Origin of the sequence: Anoxybacteroides rupiense (genome assembly GCF_014196195.1) — a bacterium.
Classification (GTDB): Bacteria; Bacillota; Bacilli; order Bacillales; family Anoxybacillaceae; genus Anoxybacteroides; species Anoxybacteroides rupiense.
The window spans coordinates 1-26,819 of the sequence record NZ_JACIDF010000007.1; the positions used below are offsets into that span (position 1 = coordinate 1).

23 protein-coding genes and 1 rRNA gene are annotated in these 26,819 nt (G+C 40.5%); 15 read left to right on the plus strand and 9 right to left on the minus strand.

Annotated elements, in window-relative coordinates:
* The 8 genes from GGQ95_RS12110 to dnaA all read right to left on the minus strand — a co-directional run.
* Positions 1–76 (minus strand): 16S ribosomal RNA (locus GGQ95_RS12110); the annotation flags it as partial.
* Positions 77–894: 818 nt separating this feature from the next.
* A complete protein-coding gene (locus tag GGQ95_RS12115; protein ID WP_183186878.1) occupies positions 895–2,007 on the minus strand; it encodes an HD-GYP domain-containing protein in 1,113 nt (370 codons plus the stop codon).
* 98 nt (positions 2,008–2,105) lie between these two features.
* Entirely contained in the window at positions 2,106–4,577 is a 2,472-nt protein-coding gene (gene gyrA / locus GGQ95_RS12120; RefSeq protein WP_183186879.1) for a DNA gyrase subunit A, read from the minus strand.
* Between the two features lie 240 nt (positions 4,578–4,817).
* Positions 4,818–6,740, minus strand: coding sequence for a DNA topoisomerase (ATP-hydrolyzing) subunit B (gene gyrB / locus GGQ95_RS12125; protein ID WP_044745142.1), 1,923 nt, complete (start codon positions 6,738–6,740; stop codon positions 4,818–4,820).
* Between the two features lie 32 nt (positions 6,741–6,772).
* Positions 6,773–7,903: a DNA replication/repair protein RecF gene (recF, locus tag GGQ95_RS12130; RefSeq protein WP_066150829.1), complete on the minus strand. Its 1,131-nt coding sequence runs from the start codon at positions 7,901–7,903 to the stop codon at positions 6,773–6,775.
* 11 nt (positions 7,904–7,914) lie between these two features.
* Positions 7,915–8,136 carry a S4 domain-containing protein YaaA gene (gene yaaA, locus GGQ95_RS12135; protein WP_044745199.1) on the minus strand — a complete coding sequence of 74 codons (222 nt, stop codon included), beginning with the start codon at positions 8,134–8,136 and terminating at the stop codon, positions 7,915–7,917.
* A gap of 112 nt (positions 8,137–8,248) precedes the next feature.
* Positions 8,249–9,385 carry a DNA polymerase III subunit beta gene (gene dnaN, locus GGQ95_RS12140; RefSeq protein WP_044745144.1) on the minus strand — a complete coding sequence of 379 codons (1,137 nt, stop codon included), beginning with the start codon at positions 9,383–9,385 and terminating at the stop codon, positions 8,249–8,251.
* Between the two features lie 172 nt (positions 9,386–9,557).
* Positions 9,558–10,907 carry a chromosomal replication initiator protein DnaA gene (dnaA, locus tag GGQ95_RS12145; RefSeq protein ID WP_044745145.1) on the minus strand — a complete coding sequence of 450 codons (1,350 nt, stop codon included), beginning with the start codon at positions 10,905–10,907 and terminating at the stop codon, positions 9,558–9,560.
* Positions 10,908–11,419: 512 nt separating this feature from the next.
* Between dnaA and rpmH the strand changes: the two genes are divergently transcribed.
* From rpmH to GGQ95_RS12200, 11 genes are all read left to right on the plus strand, one after another.
* Positions 11,420–11,554, plus strand: coding sequence for a 50S ribosomal protein L34 (rpmH, locus tag GGQ95_RS12150; protein ID WP_003397591.1), 135 nt, complete (start codon positions 11,420–11,422; stop codon positions 11,552–11,554).
* Positions 11,555–11,633: 79 nt separating this feature from the next.
* A complete protein-coding gene (gene rnpA / locus GGQ95_RS12155; protein ID WP_044745200.1) occupies positions 11,634–11,984 on the plus strand; it encodes a ribonuclease P protein component in 351 nt (116 codons plus the stop codon).
* A 63-nt stretch (positions 11,985–12,047) separates the two neighbouring features.
* A complete protein-coding gene (gene spoIIIJ / locus GGQ95_RS12160) occupies positions 12,048–12,815 on the plus strand; it encodes a YidC family membrane integrase SpoIIIJ (RefSeq protein WP_044745146.1) in 768 nt (255 codons plus the stop codon).
* The gene (jag, locus tag GGQ95_RS12165) at positions 12,812–13,456 is read left to right on the plus strand and encodes an RNA-binding cell elongation regulator Jag/EloR (protein WP_044745147.1); all 645 of its coding nucleotides are present in this window, start codon (positions 12,812–12,814) and stop codon (positions 13,454–13,456) included. The genes spoIIIJ and jag overlap by 4 nt, the downstream gene beginning before the upstream one ends.
* A gap of 442 nt (positions 13,457–13,898) precedes the next feature.
* Complete coding sequence (mnmE, locus tag GGQ95_RS12170; RefSeq protein WP_159720677.1) at positions 13,899–15,284, plus strand: tRNA uridine-5-carboxymethylaminomethyl(34) synthesis GTPase MnmE; 1,386 nt, start codon at positions 13,899–13,901, stop codon at positions 15,282–15,284.
* A 17-nt stretch (positions 15,285–15,301) separates the two neighbouring features.
* Positions 15,302–17,191: a tRNA uridine-5-carboxymethylaminomethyl(34) synthesis enzyme MnmG gene (gene mnmG / locus GGQ95_RS12175; protein WP_066150824.1), complete on the plus strand. Its 1,890-nt coding sequence runs from the start codon at positions 15,302–15,304 to the stop codon at positions 17,189–17,191.
* 20 nt (positions 17,192–17,211) lie between these two features.
* Complete coding sequence (gene rsmG / locus GGQ95_RS12180) at positions 17,212–17,928, plus strand: 16S rRNA (guanine(527)-N(7))-methyltransferase RsmG (protein WP_066150821.1); 717 nt, start codon at positions 17,212–17,214, stop codon at positions 17,926–17,928.
* A gap of 61 nt (positions 17,929–17,989) precedes the next feature.
* Positions 17,990–18,835, plus strand: coding sequence for a nucleoid occlusion protein (gene noc, locus GGQ95_RS12185; protein ID WP_066150818.1), 846 nt, complete (start codon positions 17,990–17,992; stop codon positions 18,833–18,835).
* Positions 18,836–18,970: 135 nt separating this feature from the next.
* Positions 18,971–19,732: a ParA family protein gene (locus tag GGQ95_RS12190; RefSeq protein ID WP_044745152.1), complete on the plus strand. Its 762-nt coding sequence runs from the start codon at positions 18,971–18,973 to the stop codon at positions 19,730–19,732.
* Positions 19,725–20,579 carry a ParB/RepB/Spo0J family partition protein gene (locus GGQ95_RS12195; RefSeq protein WP_066150815.1) on the plus strand — a complete coding sequence of 285 codons (855 nt, stop codon included), beginning with the start codon at positions 19,725–19,727 and terminating at the stop codon, positions 20,577–20,579. The genes GGQ95_RS12190 and GGQ95_RS12195 overlap by 8 nt, the downstream gene beginning before the upstream one ends.
* Before the next feature lie 231 nt (positions 20,580–20,810).
* Positions 20,811–21,512: a DUF554 domain-containing protein gene (locus GGQ95_RS12200; RefSeq protein ID WP_080862690.1), complete on the plus strand. Its 702-nt coding sequence runs from the start codon at positions 20,811–20,813 to the stop codon at positions 21,510–21,512.
* 47 nt (positions 21,513–21,559) lie between these two features.
* On the opposite strand, the gene yyaC is transcribed toward GGQ95_RS12200, so the two are convergent.
* The gene (gene yyaC, locus GGQ95_RS12205; RefSeq protein ID WP_044745154.1) at positions 21,560–22,183 is read right to left on the minus strand and encodes a spore protease YyaC; all 624 of its coding nucleotides are present in this window, start codon (positions 22,181–22,183) and stop codon (positions 21,560–21,562) included.
* A gap of 246 nt (positions 22,184–22,429) precedes the next feature.
* On the opposite strand from yyaC, the gene GGQ95_RS12210 reads away from it, so the two are divergent.
* The 4 genes from GGQ95_RS12210 (at position 22,430) to ychF (ending at position 26,748) form a co-directional block, all read left to right on the plus strand.
* Positions 22,430–23,320 (plus strand): mechanosensitive ion channel family protein, encoded by an 891-nt coding sequence (locus tag GGQ95_RS12210; RefSeq protein ID WP_066150812.1) that lies wholly within the window; start codon positions 22,430–22,432, stop codon positions 23,318–23,320.
* A gap of 14 nt (positions 23,321–23,334) precedes the next feature.
* Positions 23,335–23,529, plus strand: coding sequence for a DUF951 domain-containing protein (locus GGQ95_RS12215; RefSeq protein WP_080862676.1), 195 nt, complete (start codon positions 23,335–23,337; stop codon positions 23,527–23,529).
* Between the two features lie 38 nt (positions 23,530–23,567).
* On the plus strand, positions 23,568–25,577 hold the full coding sequence (locus tag GGQ95_RS12220; protein WP_183186880.1) for a molybdopterin-dependent oxidoreductase: 2,010 nt from the start codon (positions 23,568–23,570) through the stop codon (positions 25,575–25,577).
* A 70-nt stretch (positions 25,578–25,647) separates the two neighbouring features.
* Positions 25,648–26,748, plus strand: a complete 1,101-nt coding sequence (gene ychF / locus GGQ95_RS12225) for a redox-regulated ATPase YchF (RefSeq protein ID WP_044745158.1) — start codon at positions 25,648–25,650, stop codon at positions 26,746–26,748.
* The last annotated feature ends 71 nt before the right edge of the window (positions 26,749–26,819 follow it).

The following is a 26,819-nucleotide window of genomic DNA, read 5'->3' on the forward strand; positions in this document are numbered from 1 at the left end:
ATTCGGTCCGCTCGACTTGCATGTATTAGGCACGCCGCCAGCGTTCGTCCTGAGCCAGGATCAAACTCTCCAAAAGAAAGTTGATTGGCTATTATTTAAATTTCGGCTGACCATACCGAAATTTTTCGATTCACGCTTCGTTTTGTTCAGTTTTCAAAGAACATTGTTCTAATAAAGCAGCTATTAAATAATAACAAATCAATCAGCTAATGTCAATCTTTTTTTATTTTATTCATCCGTTTTTCACGGACATTTTTTATTATACTTATATACTTTACATTAATCAAGTATTTTTTTCTTTTTTACTTCTTTGTCTATGAGACAGAAAAAGCGAAATGGTCACTTTTCTGTCTACTTCTTTAGAATTAAATCCATACTGGATAAAAGTTTAACTAAAAAAGTGTACCCCTATTTGAGAAAACATGAACAAACGACGTATACACCTCCGCTACCATCAACTGAACATAAAAAATCTGTAAAAGCGAAACCTGGCTTTTTAACGATTATATCTTTAATTCAGAGGTTTGTGTTGTTTTTCAACGGTCGGCCCGCTGTCACATATTTATATGATACAAACACCCCCGGACTTGATCTCCGACCGCCGAATACATTATCTACCCTTTTTAAAGATTTGTATTGATTATAGCTAGATCCTCTTTGATAAAACTAAAAGTATTTCTACTCCTTTTAAAATCATCCTCTATTTTTTAAATGCTTAACACTTGAAAGAAATACAAGGCGCAAATTATGATTTATCTAAATTAATGCTAATTTTTCGATTCGTAAGTCTCTAATCTGCTGACTAAGCATAGATATCATTTAACGCTTGCTACTCATGATCGCATCATCAAAAAAGGAATGGGAAAAATAGAGATGGTTTGCTTACTAAAATATTTATTCTCCATCCATCTCAGACGAATAAATGACCTCTTCGATAAAAAGATGACGTTGTTCGCTTAATGAAATAAACTCATTTCCATCAACTGTTTTAACAATAGGCCGCGTCGGTTCTTCTCTTTGAACAAACACAATTTCCGCCATTTCGCCATTGGATAACTTCACCTTTGTGCCGACCAAAAACATTGTTAAATGATTCAATAAGATTTGTATGACTTCCATGCTTAGTTTCCCAAAGTTATCTACTTGAATTTGTTCAAGCGCTTTAAACGGTGATTCTTTTTTCCGATAAAGACGCTCAGAAACCATGGCATGATATACATCCGCTACGGAAACAATCTTACTATATGGATGAATTTGCTTGTCATTGATCCCAAACGGATATCCGCTTCCATCATTTCTTTCATGATGCTGTAAAACAGCTAATTTTACTCCTTCCTGTAAAACAGGGATTTTCTGAACCATCTTATATCCTAAAATGGTATGTTCCTTTACCTCTTTATACTCTTCAGCCGTAAGAGCGGATTTTTTCATAATAATTTTTTCATTAATTTTAGCCATACCACAATCACAAAGAATCCCTGCTAGAGCAATTTGATAACATGCTCCTTTTCCATAATTCAGATGCTTCCCTAAAAACCCTGACAATAACCCGATACAGACCGCATGATGGTATAAATAATCTTCTTTCGTTGTATAACGATATAGGGTAAGCAGTTCTGTTCGATTATCGATAAAACGGTCAAGCAAAGGAATAATAATTGAACGAATTTCTCCAACATCAATAGGAGAACCTGACTGCCAAGATTGAAATGCTTTTTTGTATCGTTGTACTGCTTTTAAATAAAGAGCCATAATATCTTCCGTACTTTCATTATTTTGCTCATCGCTTTCCTTTTTTACCTCGATAATTTCTAGAGGCCTAAAGGGTTGGCCATTTGCTAATACCGGCTCTACATAAACATCTTCAATCAAAAATTTTTCCAACACATTTAAAAGCAACGGAGTTAATACAGTGTTCTTAGGAATAATTGTTTTCTTTGTTTTTCCAATTACATCGGCTGCTAGAATACATCCTTCTTGTAACTGATTAATTTTGACACGAATCATTTTATTCCCCCAGTCTAACAAGACACAATTCCCCGTGTATTATAAAAAGCTGACTCGAGGATGCGGGCTCTGTTCCTCGAATCAGCAATGTTAATCCATTAGTCTTCCTGTCTATCCTCAGCTTCCTTTTCTTCCTCTTTTGGTACTTTTGCAACTGTGGCAACATATTCGTGTTCATTATCACCTGATAGCCGGATCAATTTAACTCCTTGCGTATTCCGTCCCATTCTCGAAATATCGCTGACAGCAATCCGGATCAAAACGCCATTGGTGGTGATCAACATAAGATCTTCTTCGCCTGTTACAGTCTTTACAGCTACAACTGTGCCATTTTTTTCAGAAATATTGCATGTTTTTAACCCTTTTCCGCCACGACTTTGCACTCGATATTCTGAAGCCCCTGTGCGTTTTCCGTACCCGTTTTTCGTTACTACAAGCACATCATGATCTTCCTCTAGAATCTCCATTCCGACTACTTCATCGCCACCTTCTAACGTGATTGCCTTAACCCCCGTTGCATTTCTTCCCATTGTTCGCACCTCTGTTTCAGGGAAGCGGATGAGCATACCATGTTTCGTTCCAACGATCACGTGTTTAGAACCATCTGTCAATTTTACAGAAATAAGCTCATCTCCTTCACGCAAGCTAACGGCAATCAAGCCATTATTGCGGATATTGGCGAACGAAGATAGCGGAGAGCGTTTAGCAATTCCTTCTTTTGTTGTAAAGAACAAAAAGGAATTATCGTCAAATTGGTCGATCGTAATAATTGTATTGACCCATTCATCTTTATCGATTTCTAATAAATTAATAATTGGTATTCCTTTAGCTGTTCGTCCAAATTCAGGGATTTCGTATCCTTTCGAACGATATACTTTCCCTTTATTTGTAAAAAATAGAATGGTATGGTGGGTTGACGTGATCAAAAGGTGCTCCACAAAATCGTCTTCGCTTGTGTTCATTCCCTGAATTCCTCGGCCGCCACGCTTTTGACTTTTGTAGGTAGATAAAGGAAGGCGTTTAATATAGCCTTTATGCGTGAGCGTCACGACAATATTTTCACAAGGAATCAGATCCTCATCATCAAATTCTTCAATGCCTCCGCTTACAATCTCGGTTCTCCGTTTATCATTAAATCGCTCTTTTATTTCTGTGAGCTCATCACGAATAATTTGCAACACTTTTTCTTCATCCGCTAAAATCTCTTTAAGTTGGGCAATCAACTGAACCAACTCTTGGTATTCTTGTTCAATCTTTTCTCTCTCTAACCCTGTTAATCGTTGCAGGCGCATATCTAAAATGGCTTGTGCTTGTCTTTCGGTAAGTGAAAATTTTTGCATCAAACCTTGTTTAGCGATTTCTGTCGTTTGTGAGTGCCGAATTAAATGGATCACTTCATCCAAATGATCCAAAGCGATGCGCAGCCCTTCAAGAATATGAGCTCTCGCTTCCGCCTTTTTCAGCTCATAAGCTGTCCGGCGGCGAATGACGATCCTTTGATGATCTAAATAATGCATCAGACACTCTTTTAGGTTTAAAACTTTTGGCTCTCCATTCACGAGCGCAAGCATATTGATTCCAAAGCTTGTTTGCAGTGCTGTTTGTTTATACAAGTTGTTTAAAATCACCTTGGCATTAGCGTCTTTTCGAACCTCTATTACGATTCGCATGCCGCTGCGATCCGATTCATCACGCAAATCGGTGATTCCATCGATTTTTTTCTCGCGTACAAGTTCAGCAATCCGCTCGATCAGCTTGGCTTTATTCACCTGATAAGGAAGCTCCTGAACAATGATCGTTTCTTTCCCATTTGCTTTTTGCTCAATTTCCACTTTCGCTCTTAAGGTAATTGAGCCTCTTCCTGTTTCATATGCTTTCCTGATTCCGCTGCGCCCAATAATTTGTCCTGCAGTAGGAAAATCAGGTCCCGGTATAAATTCCATTAATTCAGCAACGGTCATTTCCGGATCTTGACTTAAGGCTAAAAGCGCATCAATTACTTCTCCCAGCTGGTGGGGAGGAATATTTGTCGCCATTCCGACTGCAATTCCTGAAGATCCATTGACTAGCAAATTAGGAAATCTCGATGGTAACACCGCCGGTTCCTTTTCCGATCCATCATAGTTATCTTGGTAATCAATGGTGTCCTTATTGATATCCCGCAACAGCTCCATCGATATCTTAGACATTCTTGCTTCTGTATAACGCATGGCTGCGGCTGCATCGCCGTCAATAGAACCGAAGTTACCATGTCCATCCACCAGCATATAGCGATAGTTAAAATCCTGAGCCATCCGCACCATCGTGTCGTAAACAGCTGCGTCACCGTGCGGATGATATTTCCCGATCACTTCACCAACAATCCGTGCTGATTTTTTATAAGGTTTGTCCGCTGTCATCCCTAAATCATGCATCGCATATAAAATACGACGATGGACTGGCTTTAATCCATCCCGAACATCTGGCAAAGCCCTTGAAACAATAACACTCATAGCATAATCAAGAAATGACGATCTCATTTCTTGGCTGATATTCACTTCGCGAATTCGAGGATTACGATTTTCTGACATGTTTACGTACCTCCCTTATAAACTCATTTTCCAGATGGGGAGGGTGGCATTTGAACACTCTCCAATACATAATGAAGGATTAACCTATACGAAGCCAACACTTTTCTTTTCATCCACGTCGGCAAGGTGTTCTTGCCGACATTGGATAGATCTGGGCATTGCTTCTTTATGCATATCAATGACAAAAACCATCAAAACCGATGTTCCGTAGATATAGAAATCGATTCTCAAACATCCATCTTAAATATCTAGATTTTTGACATACTTTGCGTTTTCCTCAATAAATTGTCTTCTTGGCTCAACCTTGTCTCCCATTAAAACCTCAAATATCTCGTCAGCTTCAATCGCATCTTGAAGGCTTACTTGAAGCAGCGTCCGCGTTTCAGGATTCATGGTTGTTTCCCATAGCTGCTCAGGATTCATTTCACCAAGACCTTTATACCGTTGAATGGTCGGTTTTGGAGTTTCTGGCAGTTCGGACAAGACTTGCTCTAGTTGACGATCATTGTAGGCATATTCCACCCGCTTGCCTTGCTGAATTTTGTAAAGAGGCGGTTGAGCAATATAAACGTATCCCTTTTCAATAATTTCCCGCATATAACGGTAAAAAAACGTTAGCAGCAGCGTCCGAATATGCGCTCCATCGACATCGGCATCCGTCATGATGATGATCTTATGATATCTTGCTTTTGTAATATCGAAATCTTCACCAATTCCTGTTCCTAACGCTGTTATAATTGTTCGCACTTCATTGTTCGATAAAATTTTATCTAGACGGGCTTTTTCAACATTGATAATTTTTCCGCGCAACGGTAAAATCGCTTGAAAATGGCGATCTCGTCCCTGTTTCGCAGATCCGCCCGCTGAGTCTCCCTCTACTACATACAATTCGCTAATAGAAGGATCCTTTGAAGAACAATCTGCCAGTTTCCCTGGCAAATTGGATATTTCAAGCGCACTTTTTCTCCGCGTTAGCTCGCGCGCTTTTTTTGCCGCTAAACGGGCACGCGCCGCCATCATTCCTTTTTCGATGATCTTCTTGGCAACAGTTGGATTCTCTAGCAAAAAGGTTTCAAACTGCTCTGAGAAGATGGCATCTGTTACTGTTCTTGCATCGCTATTTCCAAGTTTCGTCTTTGTTTGCCCTTCAAATTGCGGCGCAGGATGCTTCACAGAAACAATCGCCGTGAGCCCTTCCCGCACATCTTCCCCGGTTAAGTTAGCATCATTGTCCTTAAAAATGTGGTGTTTGCGTGCATAATCATTAATAATACGGGTTAATGCTGTTTTAAAACCCGATTCGTGTGTTCCGCCTTCATGTGTATGAATGTTATTAGCGAACGAATAAATATTGCTGCTGTAGCTGTCATTGTATTGCAAGGCGATCTCAACGGAAATTCCATCTCGTTCCCCATCGATATAAATAGGCTCATCATGAAGCACTTCTCTTGTTCGGTTTAAGTGTTGAACGTATGATTTAATTCCGCCTTCATAATAGTATTCGTTCTTTCGGTTTTCGTCTCGTTTATCTTCAAGACTAATTTTAATCCCTCGATTTAAAAAGGCTAATTCCCGTAATCGAGTGGCCAGCGTCTCGTAATCATACTCTGTCGTTTCGGTAAAAATCTCAGGATCTGGTTTAAACCGAGTAGTAGTGCCTGTCCGATCCGTTTCGCCAATAACTTGTAAATCCGCACAAGGAATCCCGCGTTCATATTTTTGATAATGAATTTTTCCTTCACGATAAACAAATACTTCTAATTCTTGTGACAGGGCATTTACAACAGAAGCACCAACTCCATGAAGCCCTCCAGATACTTTATATCCGCCGCTACCAAATTTTCCGCCGGCATGGAGCACCGTCATAATGACTTCAACAGCCGGTCGACCCATTTGTTCTTGAATGCCGACTGGAATACCACGACCATTGTCAACCACGGTAATACTGTTATCTTTTTCGATTGTTACAGAGATTTCTGTACAATACCCAGCCAATGCTTCATCAATACTATTGTCAACAATTTCCCACACTAAATGATGTAAGCCTTTGGGACCCGTTGATCCTATATACATGCCTGGCCGTTTCCGTACAGCTTCAAGGCCTTCCAATACCTGAATTTGCCGTTCATCATACATATGTTCGATTTTTTGTTCCATTGTCATGTTAATCACCTACGCTTTCCTTTGAAAAACGATCAAACATCCCCGGTGTCCGGGGAACAAATATGACCGGAACTCACTTGATAGATCGCTGCTTCCTTTATGACATCATGTTTAATTCCGTCAATACTTGTTGTAGTAACAAAGGTTTGAACTTTCTGGCGGATGGTGTTAAGCAGATGTGTTTGCCGAAAATCGTCCAGTTCCGAAAGTACATCGTCTAATAAAAGAATGGGATAATCGCCTGTTTCAGAAAAGATCAGTTCAATTTCGGCTAATTTGATCGATAAAGCTGTTGTTCTTTGCTGTCCCTGTGAACCAAATGTCTGTACATCTCTTCCATTGACATCAAATGACAAATCGTCACGGTGAGGACCAGCAAGTGTCGTACCTCGCTGAATTTCCTTCTCCTTTATTTTAACAAATTTTTCAGTATATGCTTCTATTATTCTCGACAATTCCAGCTCTTCTGATACCTGAACAGAAGGATGATATTGGATTTGCAGCTTTTCCAATCCTCGGCTGATTTCGTGATGAATGGGCTCAGCCCATTTTTGCAGCAGCTGGGAAAATTCATATCTCTTTAATGTAATTTTCGCGGCAATCTCTATCAGCTGTTCTGTTAATACATCTAAAACAGCTTCATCATGATGCTGCTTCGTTTGCAACAGCTTCAAATAATGATTCCGCTGCTGCAATATCTTTTGGTAGCGGCTTAAATCATGCATATAAACAGGGGAAATCTGCCCCATTTCCATATCAATAAAACGTCGTCTTACTTGCGGCCCGCCCTTGACTAAATGCAAATCTTCAGGAGCAAATAAAACCACATTAATGTGTCCGATATATTGACTTAATTTTTTTTGTTCAATATGACTTATTTTTGCTTTTTTCCCTTTTTTTGAAATCACAAGCTGCAAAGTTGACGGCCCATTTTTTTTAACGGCCTTCCCTTCTATTTTAGCATATTCCTCATCCCAACGAATCAATTCTTTATCATTTGATGTCCGATGAGATTTAGCCATCGCTAAAACATAAATAGCTTCCATCAAATTCGTCTTTCCTTGCGCGTTTTCTCCCAAAATCACGTTGACTTTATTCGTAAACGACAGCTCCTGGCTGATATAATTCCGGTAATTTTTTAACGATAGATGTGTTAAAAACAAAGATTCTTCACCTACTCCAAACCTTTTACCATAAAAGTTCCGAAATCGCGAATATCGACAACATCCCCATGCTTCAGTTTTCGTCCGCGACGATTTTCTCTATCGCCGTTGACATATACTTCTTTTGTTTGTAAAAACCATTTTGCCATACCGCCTGTATCAATCGCTTGCACAAGCTTTAAAAATTGGCCAAGAGTAATCGTTTCCGTTGTGATCTCTATCGTTTGTTTCATCATTTTCACCGCTCTTCAAAAAAATGTCCATCACTTCATTTTACTAAAAAATTGATCAATAGCAAATAAAGCTGCTAGAGAGTCGGAGTAGTTCTAGCAGCTTTATTATACATTAGTACGTTCTGACTGGTAAGATCAGCTGGAGCATGGAATCGCTGTGTAGTGGACGAAGAACAAATGGACGCATGGCTCCGGTAAAGCTGATCTTGATTTCAGCTCCCTCCAGTGCTTTAAGAGCATCCATCATGTATTTAGCACTGAAAGAAATTTTTAGCTCTTCCCCTTCGACAGATTCGCTCTGGATCTCCTCAGTAACTTTCCCGATTTCTGGGGATATCGATGAAATTTCTACAATGCCATCCTGTAATGTTGTCAATTTAACCACATTGTTTCTTCCTTCTCTAGCAAGCAAAGAAGCGCGGTCAATCGCTTGGAAAAACTCCTTCGCATTCACAATTACGTCTGTTTGGCTATCTGCCGGAATTAAGCGGGACGTATCAGGATAGTTTCCATCAAGCAATCGCGAGAAAAATAAAAGGTGTTTCGTTTTAAATAAAACCTGATTTTCTGTAATGACAATTTCTACATTTTCATTACTGTCATCAAGAATTTTACTTAATTCGTTTAAGCTCTTCCCAGGGATAACCACGTTATAGCCTAGACTTGCATCCATTTCGATTTTTGCTTTCCGTAAAGCAAGGCGATGACTATCTGTTGCAATACAGATCAGTTCTCCATTCTCTACCTTCCAGTTTACACCTGTTAAGATCGGTCGTGTTTCTGAAGTAGAAACCGCAAAAACCGTTTGACGAATCATGGTTTTTAGTAAATCCGTTGGAAGTTTGAACACATTCTCTTCTTTAATTTGTGGAAGTCTTGGATACTCTTCTGCATCTAAGCCGTTTAAGCTAAACTCCGCTTTTCCTGAACGGATGATTGTAACAAATTGATTTTGAACTTCTATTTCGACGTTGTCTTCTGGAAGTTTTTTAACGATTTCGGCAAAAAAACGAGCCGGTAATACAATACTGCCTGGTTGCAGGACTTCTGCAATAATTGTTCCTTCTTCTTCAGCTGGAATAGATGATTCAATGGATATATCTGAATCGCTTCCAGTCAGTGTGACTTCTTGAACAGTTGCTACCATTTTAATACCAGAAAGAATCGGGATCGTTGTGCGTGAAGAAACAGCTTTCATGACATCTTGAACGCTACGAACTAAGTGATCTTTTTGAATGGTAAGTCGCACGAATCGCACCCTCCTAAACTAGAATAAAAGTAAATTTATTTTATATAAAAAATAAGTAATAGTAGTAATAGTAGCTGTTAACATGTGGATAAGCCGAAAAATCGCAAAGGAAACACAGTCATCCACATGTGGATAGACTGTGCACAACTTTTTATATTATTCACACTATCTATCAATGTTTCAATTTTTCTTGAATTTCTTTTATTTGTTTCTGCAGCTGCACATCCGTTTGCAGCAAAGTTGAAATCTTCTCATGAGCATGGATCACAGTTGTATGGTCGCGTCCTCCAAATTCTTCACCGATTTTTGGCAAAGAACAGTCCGTCAGCTCCCGAGATAGGTACATAGCGATTTGCCTCGGAAAAGCAACCGATTTTGTTCGTTTTTTCGCCTTGAAATCTTCCAGCTTGAGATTGAAATGCTGCCCGACTACGCGTTGAATATCTTGAATGGTGATGACCTTCGGTTTGGAGCTTGGGATGATATCCTTTAGTGCTTCTGCAGCAAGATCCGCGTTAATTTCTTTATTAATAAGCGATGAATATGCCACAACTCGGATGAGAGCTCCCTCAAGTTCACGAATGTTGGAATCAATTTGATTAGCGATGTAAAGCATAACCTCATTCGGAATATCGAAGCCTTCTGCCTTTGCTTTTTTGCGAAGAATAGCAATTCTCGTTTCTAAATCTGGAGGAGTTATATCGGTTATAAGTCCCCATTCAAATCGTGAACGCAGGCGGTCTTCAAGAGTTGGGATTTCCTTTGGCGGCCGATCGCTAGAAATGACGATTTGTTTACTTTCTTCATGAAGCGTGTTGAATGTATGGAAAAATTCTTCTTGTGTTTGTTCTTTTCCAGCTAAAAACTGAATATCATCAATTAATAGGACATCAACATTTCGATATTTGTTGCGAAAGTCATCGGCTTTATTGTCACGAATTGCATTAATAAATTCATTAGTAAATTTTTCAGAAGATAAATAAACGACTTTGGCTGATGGATTATGTTCAATCACATAATGGCCGATCGCATGCATGAGATGGGTTTTTCCCAAGCCGACTCCTCCATATATGAAAAGAGGGTTATATGCTTTTGCTGGCGCTTCTGCTACTGCTAAGGAAGCGGCATGGGCAAAACGATTTCCGGATCCGATGACGAACGTATCAAATGTATATTTTGGATTTAGCATGTTTTGCGGAAAATCTACCTGCTCATCATCCAATTTACGTTGCTTTTTCGTCACCTGTTTAAGATCGATATCTTCCTCGTTCGAGTTGTGAGGAATGATAAATTTAATAGTTAGCTCTTCTCCAGTGATATCATAAATGGTTTCGCCGATTAAATGAGCATAGCGGGAATCCAGCCAATCTCTTGCAAATTCATTTGGGGCTACAATGACGAGTGTATCACCTTTTAGGGAGTGAGCTTTCGTTGATTTCAGCCAGGTTTCAAAGCTGGGTTTACTGATTTTTTTTTCGATCTCCGCAAGCGCCTTATTCCATAAATCATCAATATTTTCCACCCGTTGGCCCTCCTTTTTACACAAAGGGTTGTTCAATCTTTGTACAACTTTTTTAGCGATGCATATAAATTTATAAAAATACGCTGTGGAAAAATAATATAATTAGGAAGGAAAACGACATTTCGACAGAATCCACTTAGTGTGGATAGCTTTTTCTACAACCGTGAATAAATTGTCCACACATTATCCACATTTTGTGGATAAAAAAATTATACACAAGAATAATCCAGAGTGAAAACAAGAATATGATATCAAATAAACTAGCGTGTTGCAATGATTTTTGATAAATATCCACAACGCCCATACACTGTGGAAAATTATTATCCACATGGTAAGAAGTTGTGAAAAAAATGTCGATAAATGTTGTGAATAAATGAAAAGCAAGAGAAAATATATCCACAGGATAAAAAGTGACTGAAAGATCCACCTGGAACGGTTGACATTTCACTAAATTGTTCAATATAATTAGAAAGACTGCCTGTAACAGTTATTCCTCAGGGAGGTGTCATATAATGAAACGCACATATCAACCAAATAAGCGCAAACGCAGTAAAGTTCACGGCTTTCGCGCACGCATGAGCACAAAGAACGGACGTAAAGTGCTTGCACGTCGCCGCCGTAAAGGAAGAAAAGTATTATCCGCGTAGGCCACTGAAACCTCAGTGGTCTTTTTTCTAAGCTGTCTGCCCAAACTCTACGGAAGAATATGGAGTGTTGCGATTGGGGATGAAAAAAAAATACCGCATAAAAAAGAATGAGGAATTTCAACAAGTATTCCAAAAAGGCCATTCCATGGCCAATCGTCAATTTGTAATTTATGTATTGGATCGGCCAGAGCAGCCGTATTTTCGGATTGGCTTGTCCGTAAGTAAAAAAATTGGAAAAGCGGTCGTCAGGAATCGAGTAAAGCGTTATATTCGCCAGACTTTTCTAGAATTGCGAGATCAGGTTGCTACTGCAAAGGACTATGTGATTATTGCAAGACGGCCTGTTTCTGAAATGAATTATGCGGAAGTGAAAAAAAGCTTAATGCATGTGCTGAAAAAAGCTGGAGTATTAGAGAATCATTCTTTTTGATCAGAATGATGGTAAAATACATATACAGAAACCGGATTTTGGACATGTTAGGAGGGAAATGTAGTGAAAAGGCGAATTTGGTTAACGATCGCACTTGTTGCATTTATAGCTCTATTAGCGGGGTGTTCACAAGTAAATCAGCCGATCACATCGGAGAGTAAGGGATTTTGGAACGAGTATATTGTTTATCCGCTTTCGTGGTTGATTAAATATGTGGCGCACCTATTTGGTGGAAACTACGGTTTGTCGATCATCATTGTTACTATTTTGATCCGGCTTGTTATTTTGCCCCTGATGATTCAACAGACGAGAAATGCGAAAGCGATGCAGGCATTGCAGCCTGAGTTACAAAAGCTTAGAGAAAAGTATAGCTCTAAAGATATGGAAACGCAACAAAAATTACAGCAAGAGACGATGATGCTATTTCAGAAACATGGCGTGAATCCATTAGCCGGTTGTTTTCCGCTCATTATCCAAACCCCGATCTTAATTGGTTTTTACCATGCCATTATGCGAACAAGAGAAATTGCCGATCATAATTTCCTATGGTTCGATCTTGGAGCTAAAGATCCGTATTTTATTTTGCCTGTTGTAGCTGGGGTAGCGACATTTATTCAACAGAAAATAATGATGGCAGGGACTGAGCAGCAAAATCCGCAGATGGCGATGATGCTTTGGATTATGCCGATTATGATTATTGTTTTTGGTATTAACTTTCCAGCTGCTTTATCTCTTTATTGGGTAGTAGGAAATATCTTTTCTATTGTACAAACCTATGCTATTAAAGGTCCTGATTTAAAATCTAATCATTCAGGGGGACAGAAAAAGTGAAGGAAGTAACCGCGACCGCTTCGACTGTTGATGAGGCTATTCAGCTTGCATTAAATCAATTAGGCGTTTCAAGAGATCGCGTGGAAATTGACGTATTAGAGCAAGGGAAAAAAGGGTTTCTTGGTATTTTAGGCAATAAACCAGCGGTTGTAAAGGTAAAAGTACATCCTGATCCAATTGAAGAGGCAGAAATTTTTTTGAAAAATGTGATTGAAAAGATGGGGATTCCAGCGAGTGTGACGAAAAGTGAAGCAGGACATGACAAAGAAATTCAGTTTACCATTAGCGGTGAAAAGATCGGTTTGTTAATTGGCAAACATGGACAAACATTGAATTCTCTCCAGCTATTGACACAGCTGGTGGCGAACCGCTATGCCAATGGCTATGTTCATATCACAGTTGATGCTGAAAACTATCGGGCGCGGCGTCGCGATGTGTTGATGCAGTTGGCTGAAAAATTGGCGGAAAAAGCGGTGAAAACAAAAAAAGAAGTGAAATTAGAACCGCTGCCGGCATATGAGCGAAAAGTCATTCATTCTGCTTTAGCTAATAATCGGAAAGTTAAAACTTTTTCCGTTGGAACAGAACCTCATCGGTATATTGTTATAGCTCCCGTGCATGAGCAAATAAGCAAGGAATAAGATGTTTAAACATTCATAAAACGCGGGGGAAGGGGCTATCTCATCATTTGAGAAAGCCTCTTTTTTCTGTTGCTTTCGCAAAAAATAAGATCCATGCGCATAGAGACTGTCCTTGCGCTTAGTTCCATGAAAAAGAGATTATCGACGGTTGAAGCATGTGATATGCGCCCGCTTTTTGAACAATGAGCGATTTCTTGGCAATCTGCTTGTCCGCTCTCCCTGATTAAATCATGAGTTTTGTTTTTGGAATAAAGGAATAAATCATCCATGGGCAAGAGATAAAACGTTCATTTTGTTATTATTGTTATTCACATGTGGATAAGTTAAAATTGATAATGATTACTTTGATTACTTCCTGAATTGTGGATTATTTAATGATTGCAAGCGATTCTCTTGTTTACAATATAGATCATAGACAAGGATAGAAGAGAGGTGAAAATATATGGAGTTTGATACAATTGCTGCGATTTCTACTCCGATGGGGGAAGGCGCCATCGCCATTGTTCGTTTGAGCGGAAGCGAAGCCATTGCTATTGCGGATCGCCTTTTCAAAGGAAAAGGGAAAAAACGCCTGAATGATGTGCCTTCACATACCCTCCATTATGGGCATATTATTGACCCGGCTGATGGTCGTACGGTGGAGGAAGTAATGGTTGCTGTTATGCGGGCGCCTAAGACGTTTACAAGAGAAGACGTCGTCGAAATTAACTGTCACGGGGGGCTAGTTTCCGTTCACCGTATCTTGCAGCTTGTTTTGACAAATGGGGCTCGTTTGGCTGAGCCGGGCGAATTTACAAAGCGGGCATTTTTAAATGGTCGTATTGATTTATCTCAGGCTGAAGCGGTGATTGACTTAATTCGTGCAAAAACCGATCGAGCGATGAATGTGGCTCTTAATCAAATGGAAGGGCGATTATCAAAAATGATTCGCCAGTTGCGGCAAACGATTTTAGAAACGCTTGCTCATGTGGAAGTGAACATTGATTATCCTGAATATGATGACGTAGAGGAAATGACGCATCGGCTGCTTCTCGAGAAATCGCAGTATGTTCGTTCAGAAATCGAGCGGCTTTTACAAACGGCGCACCAAGGAAAAATATTGCGAGAAGGGCTGGCAACCGTCATTATCGGTCGCCCGAATGTTGGAAAATCATCTTTGTTAAATAGTCTTGTTCATGAAAATAAGGCAATTGTCACAGATATTCCGGGAACGACAAGAGATGTTATTGAAGAATATGTCAATGTCCGTGGTGTTCCGTTAAAACTGATTGATACAGCGGGAATTCGCGAAACAGAGGATGTCGTCGAGCGAATCGGTGTTGAACGTTCAAAGCAAATGGTGAAAGAAGCAGATTTGGTTTTATTTGTTTTAAATTACAATGAGCCGCTGACTGAGGAAGATGAGCAGCTTTTTGAAAGTGTAAAAGAGAAGGATGTTATCATCATTGTGAATAAAACGGATTTGCCGCAAAGAATCGATATGGAACGTGTAAAACAGCTTGCAAATGAACATCCGATTATCGCCACTTCTTTATTAGAGGAAAAAGGCATTGACCAATTGGAAGAGGCTATTTCTACGTTATTTTTTGCCGGAGCGGTGGAAGCTGCGGATTTGACATATGTGTCAAACTCAAGGCATATCGCTTTGCTCCATCAAGCGAAAAAAGCGATTGAGGAAGCCATTGCGGGAATAGAGGCAGGAGTCCCAATTGATATTGTACAAATTGATTTGACAAGAGCATGGGAATTGTTAGGAGAAATTGTAGGGGATACGGTACACGAAAGTTTGATTGATCAGCTGTTCTCTCAATTTTGTTTAGGGAAATGAAAAGGAGGTTGTTTCAAATGGAGTATCATGGCGGATCGTATGATGTCATCATTGTCGGTGCTGGCCATGCCGGATGTGAAGCAGGACTGGCTGCAGCGCGAATGGGTGCCAAGACGTTAATGATTACGTTAAACCTGGATATGGTCGCTTTTATGCCATGTAATCCGTCTATCGGCGGCCCTGCCAAAGGAATTGTTGTTCGAGAAATTGATGCACTAGGCGGGGAAATGGGGAAAAACATCGATAAAACATACATTCAAATGAGAATGTTAAATACGGGAAAAGGTCCGGCTGTTCGCGCGTTACGAGCGCAGGCAGATAAATTTTTGTATCAGCATGAAATGAAGAAAACGCTTGAGCGTGAACCGAATTTGACGCTTCTTCAAGGAAAAGTAGAGCGGCTAATTGTTGAAGAAGGCGTGTGCAAAGGGGTCATGACTCATACGGGCGCTCAATATTGCGCCAAGACGGTTGTCATTACGACGGGAACATTTTTGCGTGGAGAGATTATTATTGGCGATATTAAGTATTCAAGCGGTCCAAATAACCAACAGCCGTCCATTAAGCTGTCAGAGCATTTAGAGGAGCTCGGTTTTCAGCTCGTACGATTCAAAACGGGAACTCCTCCGCGAGTCAATAGCCGTTCGATCGATTATAGCAAAACAGAAATCCAGCCGGGAGATGATACTCCACAGGCATTTTCATATGAAACAACGGAATACATTACAGATCAGTTGCCGTGCTGGCTGACTTATACGACGGAAGAGACGCATCGCATAATTGATGAAAACTTGCATTTATCGCCGATGTACTCGGGAATGATTAAAGGAACGGGCCCGCGTTATTGTCCATCAATTGAAGATAAAATTGTCCGTTTCCACGATAAACCGCGTCATCAAATTTTCTTGGAACCAGAGGGCCGGAATACGGAAGAAGTATATGTACAGGGGCTTTCCACCAGCTTGCCAGAGCATATTCAACGAAAAATATTGTCAACGATTCCGGGACTTGAGCAAGCGCAGCTGATGAGAGCGGGCTATGCGATTGAGTACGATGCCATTGTTCCAACCCAACTATGGCCAACGCTAGAAACAAAAGTAGTGAAAAACTTATATACAGCTGGACAAATCAACGGTACCTCCGGCTATGAAGAAGCGGCGGGGCAGGGCATTATTGCTGGAATTAATGCGGCCCGCAAAGCGCTTGGAAAAGAAGAGCTCATTTTAAGCCGCTCTGATGCTTACATTGGCGTACTGATTGACGATCTCGTAACAAAGGGAACCAATGAGCCATACCGCTTGTTGACATCCCGGGCAGAATATCGCTTGTTGCTCCGCCATGATAATGCCGATTTGCGTCTTACAGAAATCGGGTATAAAATGGGATTAATTTCCGAAGAGCGTTACCAGAAGTTTTTAGCGAAGAAAGCAGCGATTGAAAAAGAGAAAAAACGTCTCCAAGCATGGATCATTAAACCAACAGACCAAGTTCAAGAGGTCATTCGTCAGGCGGGAGGCAGCGAATTAAAAGATGGCATTCGAGCTTCTGATTTATTGAAGCGTCCAGAAATGACATATGAGCATATTCAGCTGCTTGCTCCAGCTGAAGAACAGCTTCCGTCCGATGTGGTGGAGCAAGTAGAAATCCAAATCAAGTATGAAGGATATATCGAAAAGTCACTTCAGCAAGTAGAACGTTTAAAGAAAATGGAAAACAAAAAAATTCCTGAAGATATTGATTATGATGCAATTACAGGCCTTGCGACCGAAGCTCGCCAAAAATTAAAACAAGTCCGGCCTCTTTCTATTGCGCAAGCTTCGCGCATTTCAGGAGTAAATCCTGCAGATATTTCGATATTATTAGTGTATTTAGAACAAGGAAGAATTGCTCGCGTGTCGAATGAATAACATAGTGAAGGGATTGGCATATGGATACCAAACAGTTTCAGAGCCTATTGGAGGAGAAAGGGATTTCTCTTTCTCCCCGACAATTGGAACAATTTCAAATCTATTATGAGCTGTTGATTGAATGGAACGAAAAAATGAATTTAACAGCGATTACGGATCAATCGGGGGTTTATTTAAAGCATTTTTTTGACTCCATTTCTCCTGCGTTTTATTACGATTTTTCAAAGCCAATGTCGCTTTGTGATGTCGGGGCTGGAGCCGGATTTCCGAGCATTCCGTTGAAAATTTGCTTTCCGCATCTGAAATTGTCGATCGTCGATTCGCTGCAAAAGCGCATTACTTTTCTTCACGCTCTTGCCTCAGCGCTCGAATTGGAAGATGTCGCTTTTTATCATGACCGTGCTGAAACATTCGCTAGACGAGAAGGGATCCGAGAGGCATTTGACGTTGTCATGGCTCGGGCGGTTGCTCGAATGTCTGTGCTCAGTGAGCTATGCCTTCCATTGGTGAAAGTAAATGGGACATTTATTGCCATGAAAGCAGCGGCCGCTCAAGAAGAATTGGAACAAGGAAAAACAGCGATTAAAGTTCTTGGTGGAGAAGTTGCAGCCACTCATTCATTTACGTTGCCGATCGAAGAGAGTGAGCGTACCATTATTTTTATTCATAAGAAACGGAAAACAACCAAGCAGTATCCTCGGAAACCAGGGATTCCAAATAAACTTCCAATTGAATGAGAACGCCGACTGGGAACATTGTTAAAACAGGGGAGAGTTTTTAAAGGTGGTGTAGAGGGGAATGAAGCATCCTTTTTCGCGCTTCTTTAGTTTTGGAGAAAAGGAACAAGAAGAAATGATTGAAAAACATGAGAATGAAGAAGTAAGAAAAATTCCAGTATCGCAAATTGTTCCGAACCGTTTTCAACCACGAACCATTTTTGATGATGAGAAAATTGCCGAGCTCGCTTTAACGATTCGAACACATGGAATCATTCAGCCGATTGTTGTTCGTGAATGTGAAAATGGCAAATATGAAATCATTGCAGGAGAAAGGCGCTGGCGTGCCGTTCAAACGCTGGGATGGACAGAAATTCCGGCCATTATCAAAAATTTAAATGATAAAGAAACCGCTTCAGTTGCTTTAATTGAAAATTTGCAGCGCGAAGAATTAACGCCGATTGAGGAGGCGCTGGCGTATGCCAAGCTATTGGAATTGCACCATTTGACGCAGGAAGCGCTGGCGCAGCGGTTAGGGAAAGGTCAGTCCACTATTGCCAATAAGCTTCGTTTACTAAAATTGCCTCAAGAGGTTCAAGAGGCGCTATTGCAACGAACGATTACAGAGCGGCATGCGCGAGCGCTCATTGTTTTAAAGGATCGGGACAAGCAATTACAGCTTTTAAAAGAGATTATTGAAAAACAATTGAATGTCAAACAGACAGAAGATCGCGTATTAAAGATATTAGAAGCCAATCGTCCAAAGCCCAAGCCGAAACGAAAAGCTTTCAGCAAGGATATGCGAATCGCTGTCAATACCATTCGCCAGTCATTAGCGATGGTGGCTGATAACGGTCTTTCGATCGATTCTGAAGAAGAAGATTTTGAGGATTATTATCAAATTACAATTCGTATCCCGAAAAAATAAATGATTCAATGCGACCTCATCATATCGCGTGTGATGAGGTTTTTATTTCATGCGATGCATAGAAAATACATCCATTTTTTTTGTTTCATGATAAAATAGGACATATGAGTACGATTGTTAGAGGTAGGTGTCACCGTGGGCAAGATCATTGCAATTGCAAATCAAAAAGGCGGAGTAGGGAAAACGACAACGGCTGTGAATTTAGCAGCTTGCTTGGCACATATAGGAAAAAGGGTCTTGCTTGTCGATATTGATCCACAAGGGAATGCTACAAGCGGCATCGGAATTGAAAAAGGCGATGTAGATGAGTGCGTTTATAATGTCCTAGTAGAAAATATGAAAGCCAAAGATGTAGTAAGGCCGACAAATATTGAAAACTTATATATGATTCCAGCTACGATTCAATTAGCTGGGGCAGAAATTGAATTAGTTTCTGTGGTTTCACGCGAAATTCTTTTAAAAAAAGCTCTTGAGCCTTTAAAAAATGTATATGATTTTGTATTGATTGATTGTCCTCCATCCCTTGGGCTGCTTACATTGAATGCATTGACAGCTGCAGATGCCGTATTGATTCCTGTGCAATGTGAGTATTATGCGCTTGAAGGATTAAGCCAATTGTTGAATACGATTCGCCTCGTGCAGAAGCATTTGAATACGCAATTAAAATTGGAAGGCGTCGTGTTAACGATGCTTGATGCCCGAACGAATTTAGGGCTTCAAGTCATTCAAGAAGTGAAAAAATATTTTCGGGAAAAAGTATATGACACGATCATTCCGCGCAATGTTCGCTTGAGCGAGGCACCAAGCCATGGAAAGCCGATTATCCTTTATGACGTGCGTTCAAAAGGGGCAGAAGTGTATTTAGAATTGGCAAAGGAGGTGGTCGCGCGTGGCTAAAGGACTTGGAAAAGGGATTAATGCGCTATTTTCGAATTTGGAAGTAAGCGAGGAAGAAACGATTCAGGAGATTCAGATTAAAGAGCTGCGTCCCAATCCTTATCAACCTCGGCAAACATTTCATCCGGAATCGATTGAAGAGCTGAAGCAATCGATTATCCAGCATGGAATTTTGCAGCCGCTCATTGTGCGAAAAAGCATTAAAGGCTATGAAATTGTAGTGGGAGAGCGGCGATATCGCGCTGCTAAAGAAGCGCATTTAAAAACGGTTCCTGTTGTGGTGCGCAATTTGACAGAGCAACAGATGATGGAATTTGCGCTCCTTGAGAATCTTCAGAGAGAAGATTTGACTCCTATTGAAGAAGCCAAGGCCTATCAAACTCTTATGGAACATCTTCAATTAACACAAGAGGAGCTGGCTCAACGCATCGGAAAAAGCCGTCCGCATGTTGCGAACCATTTGCGACTCTTATCGCTGCCAAAAGAAATTCAGCAGTTGATTACCGATGGAACGTTATCGATGGGGCATGGCCGCGCTTTGTTGGGATTAAAAAGAAAAGAAAAAATGAAAGCGATCATTGAGAAGGTGATAGCGGAGCAATTAAATGTTCGCCAGCTTGAAAAGCTTATTCAGGAGACTAACGAGCGTGTTTCACGTGAAACAGTCAAACCAAAAAAAGAAAAGAGCGTTTTTGTTAAACAAAGTGAGTCATTATTAAGAGAAAAGTTTGGCACAAATGTGACGATTAAGCAAAATCGTAAAAAGGGCAAAATTGAAATCGAATTTTTCTCCAATGAAGATTTAGAACGAATTTTGCATTTATTAAATGTACAACTGGATGAATAGCCGAGCCATCAGCCTTTGATGGTTTATTTTTTTCTTTCTTCGCAGTTGGTGCCAATAACATAGTGTATCTTTTATGAGACTGTCTTTGAAGAAGAGCTACACATACTATGAACAGAAAGATCAGTTTTTCTTTTTTGGCTATTTTACTTTATTTTTATTTACGAACAAAGACATTGGAAAGCATGGATGCATATTGAGCATCATCCGCTTTATCTAGGGAGGCAAATTGTTTTGGTGTTATTAGGAACAATTGTGAATGGGATTTGCATTATTATCGGATCTTTATTAGGTAAAATATTCCACAAAATTCCTGAGCAAATGAAAGGGACCGTTATGAGCGGAATTGGTCTTGCTGTGACCTTGCTTGGAATACAAATGGGGCTAAAAAGTGAGCATTTTTTAATTGTCATTTGCAGTCTTGTTTTTGGCGGTATGATAGGGGAACTGTGGAATCTGGATCATCAATTAAACAAGCTTGGACAATGGCTGGAAAGAAAAGTAGGAGGACACAGCCAAGGAAATATAGCCAAAGGATTTGTAGCAGCTACATTGCTGTTTGTGGTCGGAGCCATGGCGATTATTGGAGCTATGGACAGCGGTTTACGAGGAGATCATCGAGTTTTATATACTAAATCGATGATTGACGGATTTACAAGCATCATTCTTACAACAACAATGGGAATCGGAGTCATTTTTTCTGCTGTTCCTGTTATGCTATATGAAGGAATCATCGCTTTATTAGCAACACAAATCCAAACATGGGTTCCGAAAGAATTAATGAATTCATTTATTGCCGAATCAACTGCAGTAGGCGGTATTTTAATTATGGCTATCGGCTTGAATTTGTTAGGAATCACAGCGATCCGTGTCGCTAATTTGTTGCCAAGCATCCTTATGACCGCTGTGATTGTAACCGCTCTTCATTTCTGGTAAAGTAAAAATCCCTTCTTGTATTATAGAATCAAGAGGGGATTTTTGCTTTAGAAAGGCTTCATTTGTTCTTGATTTAGGGCGGTAGCGGCTAAATACTCTTGACGCTTCAGATAGCGGTCTGCTTCATAAATGCCGTTTGCAATCGTTTTAGCCATATTCATTACTAAATGAAGACGGGTATTTTGCAAAACAAAAAATTCCATAAATCCACTGACATTGACGACTCCTGTAATATGAAGATCTCCAACCGGAGGAAGTTGCTTGTTTACGCCGGCACCTGGCCGGACGGGCCCTTCAGCAACTGTAATGGCGCCAACGCTTTTTAATCTTCCAAGGCAAGCATCAATGGCGATCATAAAAACATTGTCATGAAGAACGCGAATCCCATTAATTTTCTCCTCTAAATTTACTGCATGAATCGGTTCTTCCAATGTTCCATATACTTGAAAATAAGACAAATTCTTTTCTTTGAGCATGGTCCCGACAAGAGGACCGAGCGAGTCTCCGGTTGATCGGTCTGTTCCAATACAAACAATGGCTAATGGTTGCGTGATCGGCGAAGAAAGCAGGGAAATAAGGCGCATCGCAATCCAAGTAGAGGCTCCTTGTTCATCATGGAAAACTCGTTCTTTTTCATTTTTGGAATGAAAAAAAAGCGAAGAGATACTCATGAATATTCACTCCTGATATCAATTAAGTACTAAACAGTATACGGAAAAAACAAGAATTATATACATTGGGATTCTAGTTTTCTTATATGGCAATGGATGCTGTGAAACGAGGAAGTTATAAGAGAGCTTAATCGGAAGCTGCAACGCTACAAAATCATTTGAAATATTGGTACAATGATTGGTATGTATAATAGTGATTAAGAGGTAATTTAACGTATGTAGAGAGAAGATGAAAGGTGAAAGAGAATGAAAAAAGCTTATGAAAATGTTTGGGAATTTTTTTCTAATGAAGATTTTTGGGCCAAGATTGGCATTGGAAGTGTAAAAATCATTGCGATTATTTTGGTTGCAATGGTGATCTCCAAGGTTTTAAAAATTGCCGTTCATAATATTTTTAAAATGCGCCAAAAAGCGCCGATTCGTTTTTCAGAAAGACGGGAAGCGACATTATTAAAACTGCTGGATAACACGATTACGTATGTTATTTACTTTATAGCATTTGTGATGATTTTAGATACATTTGACGTGAAAGTAAGAACGCTGCTTGCCGGTGCAGGGATTGTTGGGTTGGCGGTTGGTTTTGGTGCCCAAAGCTTGGTGAAAGATGTCATTACAGGGTTTTTCATCATTTTTGAGGATCAGTTCTCGGTGGGCGATTATGTTCGAATCGGCAATTTTGAAGGATATGTAGAAGCCATTGGATTAAGGGTAACTAAAATAAAAAGCTGGACAGGCGAAGTTCATATTTTGCCTAATGGAACCATTACACAAGTAACGAACTTTTCATTGCATAATAGTGTCGCAGTTGTTGATGTGAGTGTTTCTCACGATGGAGATCTTGAACGAGCAGAGGAAGTCATTCGTCACCTGTTGAGCGAACTTCCAGAGAAATATGAGGATATGGTGGCTGCACCTGAGCTTTTAGGTATTCAAAATTTGACAAGCTCAGAGGTTGTCCTTCGAGTGACCTGTGAAACAAAACCGATGCGCCATTTTTTTGTGGCTCGGGCATTGCGCAAGGAGATTAAACTGCGCTTGGATGAAAATGGAATTGAAATTCCATTTCCAAAGCTTGTTCTGTATAATCGCGAAGGCGAAGAAGGTTTGCCTCAACCACGAGCAAAAGCTGATGCGTAAAGGAGGAGGAATCAATGGATAAAGAGTTTGGTCTTCATGACATTGTAGAAATGAAAAAAGCGCATCCGTGTGGAACGAACCGCTGGAAGGTGATTCGTATGGGAGCAGATATCCGCATCAAATGTGAAGGCTGTGCCCATAGTGTGTTGCTTCCGAGGAAAGAATTTGTTCGTAAACTGAAAAAGGTGCTGGAAAAGCATGAGGAGTAATTCCTCATGCTCTTTATTAAAGAGGGGGAATGGAGGAAATGCCAGACGTTCATATCTCATCGTGTCCTTTAAATTGCTGGGACACATGTGGATTGAAGGTGACGGTCCATGATGGCAAAGTAATCAAAGTGGATGGAGATGAACGCCACCCAATTACTCGAGGGAAAATTTGCGGACGAGGACGTATGCTGGAGGCACGGACCAATTCCCAAGAGCGATTGCTTTACCCTTTGAAAAAAGTGAATGGAACATTTATGCGGATCTCTTGGGAACAAGCATTGGATGAAATTGCAGAAAAAATGCGGGAGATTAAGGAAAAGTATAAGACTACAGCTGTTCTTCATAGCCATGATTACGCGAATAACGGACTACTAAAAAATTTGGATCGTCGGTTTTTTAATTGCTACGGAGGAGTTACGGAATTAATAGGAAGCATTTGTTGGGGAGCTGGGATTGAGGCGCAAAAGTGGGATTTCGGCAATGCTTACAGCCATGCTCCTGAGGATATTTACAATAGCAACAATGTAGTGATATGGGGCAGAAATGTTGCCCGCACGAATATGCACTTATTCGGACATCTTCAGTCTGTCAAAAAGCAAGGAACGAAGCTCGTTGTCATTGATCCGATTTTCAATCAAACAGCGCAAATCGCGGATCTGTATGTGTCTGTAGCGCCAGGAATGGATGGCTTTTTAGCGATGGGAATTATGAAGGAGCTGCTGCGCCTTGGCCTTGAAGATCGGCATTTTATTGAAACCTATACAGTCGGATTCGAAGATCTCCAGAATTTATTGAACCAGATCACAATGGAGGAGATTGAACAATTAACCGGGGTTGCGCACGAGATCATGAAAGAGTTAGCCCTTATATACGGAAACCGTCCAACGATGACGTATTTGGGACTTGGAATGCAGCGTTATGCTAATGGCGGAAATACGATTCGATTGATTGATGCTGTAGGAGCTTTAAGCGGAAATATTGGCATCAGGGGCGGTGGCGTCAATTTTGGCAATTTGCAGGTTGGTCAAAGCTTCAATATAGAAGCCTTGACTTTGCCGGAGCGGAAAACGGCATCTCGTACATTTACAATGATGAAGCAAGCCGAAGGAATTTTGCAAGCCACTGATCCGAATATAAAAATGGTCATTGTGACATGTGGAAATCCATTGACTCAAGTACCCAATACCAATCTAGTGAAACAAGCCTTTCAATCAGTGGAAACGGTGGTTGTTTTTGAACAGTTTATGACGGATACAGCGGAGATCGCCGATTATGTACTGCCGACCACAACGGTATTTGAGGAGGAGGATTTTTACTATTCCTCGATGTATCATGCTTATGTCAATTATGGTCCTGCTCTTGTTCAAGCTCCAGGAGAAGCGAAACCAGATCTTTGGATTTGGACAAGCTTAGCCGAACGGTTAGGATTTGCAGACGATTTTGCCTTTTCAAGAGAAGAATTTTTAAAGATGGGGCTTGATGGGCTTGAAAAATACGGGATCACGTTAGAAAAGCTAAAGCAGGAAAAGCATTTGCTGTTACCTGTTCACCCGGTCCCATGGAATGATTATCGCTTTCAGACACCGAGCGGTAAATATGAATTCACATCTTCCTTCGCAGAACAAAAAGGGATGGATGGAAAATTAAAAATCATGTACCCAGCTGAATCGAAAGCGGGAAATAAGCGATTAGCGGAAAAATATCCGTATCGTTTGCTGACGATCCATCCGCTGCGTTCCAATCATTCGCAGCATTATCATTTGATTAAAGCCATGCAATCAATCAAAATTGAGATTTCCCAAGATATTGCAGTGGAAAAAGAGCTGTCGGATGGAGATATGGCAAGGCTGTTTAATGAGCGGGGCGAGCTTATCGGCAAGGTGAAAGTTCTCGCGAAAGCTCATCCAAAAACGATCAATGTCGATGAAGGACAATGGGGAAAATTTGGTGGAAGTGTGAATGTACTCACGCCTGATGGCGAATCTGATAACGGTTTGGGAAGCACGTTATATGATTGCTTAGTAAACATTGAAAAAATTAATCCATGAACGCGCTTGTCATTTTATTTTTTACTCTCTATAATGAGGAAAGATGTTGACGGTTAGAGGAGTGGAAGCAATGGGATTAACAGCAGGAATCGTTGGTTTGCCGAATGTGGGAAAATCAACACTATTCAATGCGATTACAAAAGCTGGAGCAGAGTCTGCGAACTATCCATTTTGTACAATTGAGCCGAATGTTGGAGTGGTTGAAGTACCTGATGAACGTTTAAAAAAATTAACGGAGCTTGTCAACCCGAAAAAAACGGTGCCAACCGTGTTTGAATTTACTGATATTGCCGGCATTGTCAAAGGCGCAAGCAAAGGAGAGGGGCTTGGAAATAAATTTTTGTCGCATATCCGTCAAGTCGACGCCATTTGCCAAGTCGTTCGCTGTTTTGCTGATGAAAATATTACCCATGTAGCAGGGGAAGTCAATCCGCTTTCCGATATTGAAACCATTAACCTAGAACTCATTTTGGCTGATCTTGAAACCGTTGATAAGCGGATAGATCGCGTAGGAAAATTGGCGAAGCAAAAAGATAAAGAAGCGGTATTCGAGTATGAGATTCTTATGCGTTTAAAAGAAACATTTGAAGCGGGAAAGGCCGCGCGGACGTTGTCTTTTACGGAAGAAGAAATGAAGGTGGTAAAACAGCTCCACCTATTAACCATCAAACCAATGCTGTATGTAGCGAACGTAGGGGAAGAGGACATTGCCGATCCATCTGCCAATCCGTATGTTCAGCAAGTTCGTGAATTTGCGCAAAGCGATCATGCTGAAGTGATTGTTGTTTGTGCAAAAGTAGAGGAGGAAATTGCCCAACTAGACGAGGAAGAAAAACAAATGTTTTTGCAAGAACTAGGAATCGAACAATCAGGACTCGATCAGTTAATTCGGGCTGCATATAACTTGTTAGGACTAGCCACTTATTTTACAGCCGGGGAACAAGAGGTTCGTGCATGGACGTTCCGTAAAGGAATGAAGGCTCCGCAGTGCGCCGGAATTATTCATTCGGACTTTGAAAGAGGATTTATTCGTGCTGAAACGGTTTCTTACGACGATTTGCTTGCTTGCGGTTCCATGGCAGCAGCGCGTGAAGCAGGGAAAGTTCGTTTAGAAGGAAAAGATTACGAGGTTCAAGATGGCGATATTATGCATTTCCGTTTCAATGTATAGTATTGCATTGATCTTTTAGCCATGATATAATCAGAAAATGTGAGTAATGCATATTGCTCCTTGCTCTTTTC

Coding starts and splice junctions, on each gene's coding strand:
- mnmE (WP_159720677.1), top strand. CDS start 13,899: ATGGAGTTTGATACAATTGCTGCGATTTCTACTCCGATGGGGGAAGGC.
- rpmH (WP_003397591.1), top strand. CDS start 11,420: ATGAAACGCACATATCAACCAAATAAGCGCAAACGCAGTAAAGTTCAC.
- GGQ95_RS12215 (WP_080862676.1), top strand. CDS start 23,335: ATGGATAAAGAGTTTGGTCTTCATGACATTGTAGAAATGAAAAAAGCG.
- GGQ95_RS12220 (WP_183186880.1), top strand. CDS start 23,568: ATGCCAGACGTTCATATCTCATCGTGTCCTTTAAATTGCTGGGACACA.
- noc (WP_066150818.1), top strand. CDS start 17,990: ATGAAGCATCCTTTTTCGCGCTTCTTTAGTTTTGGAGAAAAGGAACAA.
- GGQ95_RS12210 (WP_066150812.1), top strand. CDS start 22,430: ATGAAAAAAGCTTATGAAAATGTTTGGGAATTTTTTTCTAATGAAGAT.
- mnmG (WP_066150824.1), top strand. CDS start 15,302: ATGGAGTATCATGGCGGATCGTATGATGTCATCATTGTCGGTGCTGGC.
- GGQ95_RS12115 (WP_183186878.1), bottom strand. CDS start 2,007: ATGATTCGTGTCAAAATTAATCAGTTACAAGAAGGATGTATTCTAGCA.
- gyrA (WP_183186879.1), bottom strand. CDS start 4,577: ATGTCAGAAAATCGTAATCCTCGAATTCGCGAAGTGAATATCAGCCAA.
- rsmG (WP_066150821.1), top strand. CDS start 17,212: ATGGATACCAAACAGTTTCAGAGCCTATTGGAGGAGAAAGGGATTTCT.
- ychF (WP_044745158.1), top strand. CDS start 25,648: ATGGGATTAACAGCAGGAATCGTTGGTTTGCCGAATGTGGGAAAATCA.
- rnpA (WP_044745200.1), top strand. CDS start 11,634: ATGAAAAAAAAATACCGCATAAAAAAGAATGAGGAATTTCAACAAGTA.
- gyrB (WP_044745142.1), bottom strand. CDS start 6,740: ATGACAATGGAACAAAAAATCGAACATATGTATGATGAACGGCAAATT.
- yyaC (WP_044745154.1), bottom strand. CDS start 22,183: ATGAGTATCTCTTCGCTTTTTTTTCATTCCAAAAATGAAAAAGAACGA.
- yaaA (WP_044745199.1), bottom strand. CDS start 8,136: ATGAAACAAACGATAGAGATCACAACGGAAACGATTACTCTTGGCCAA.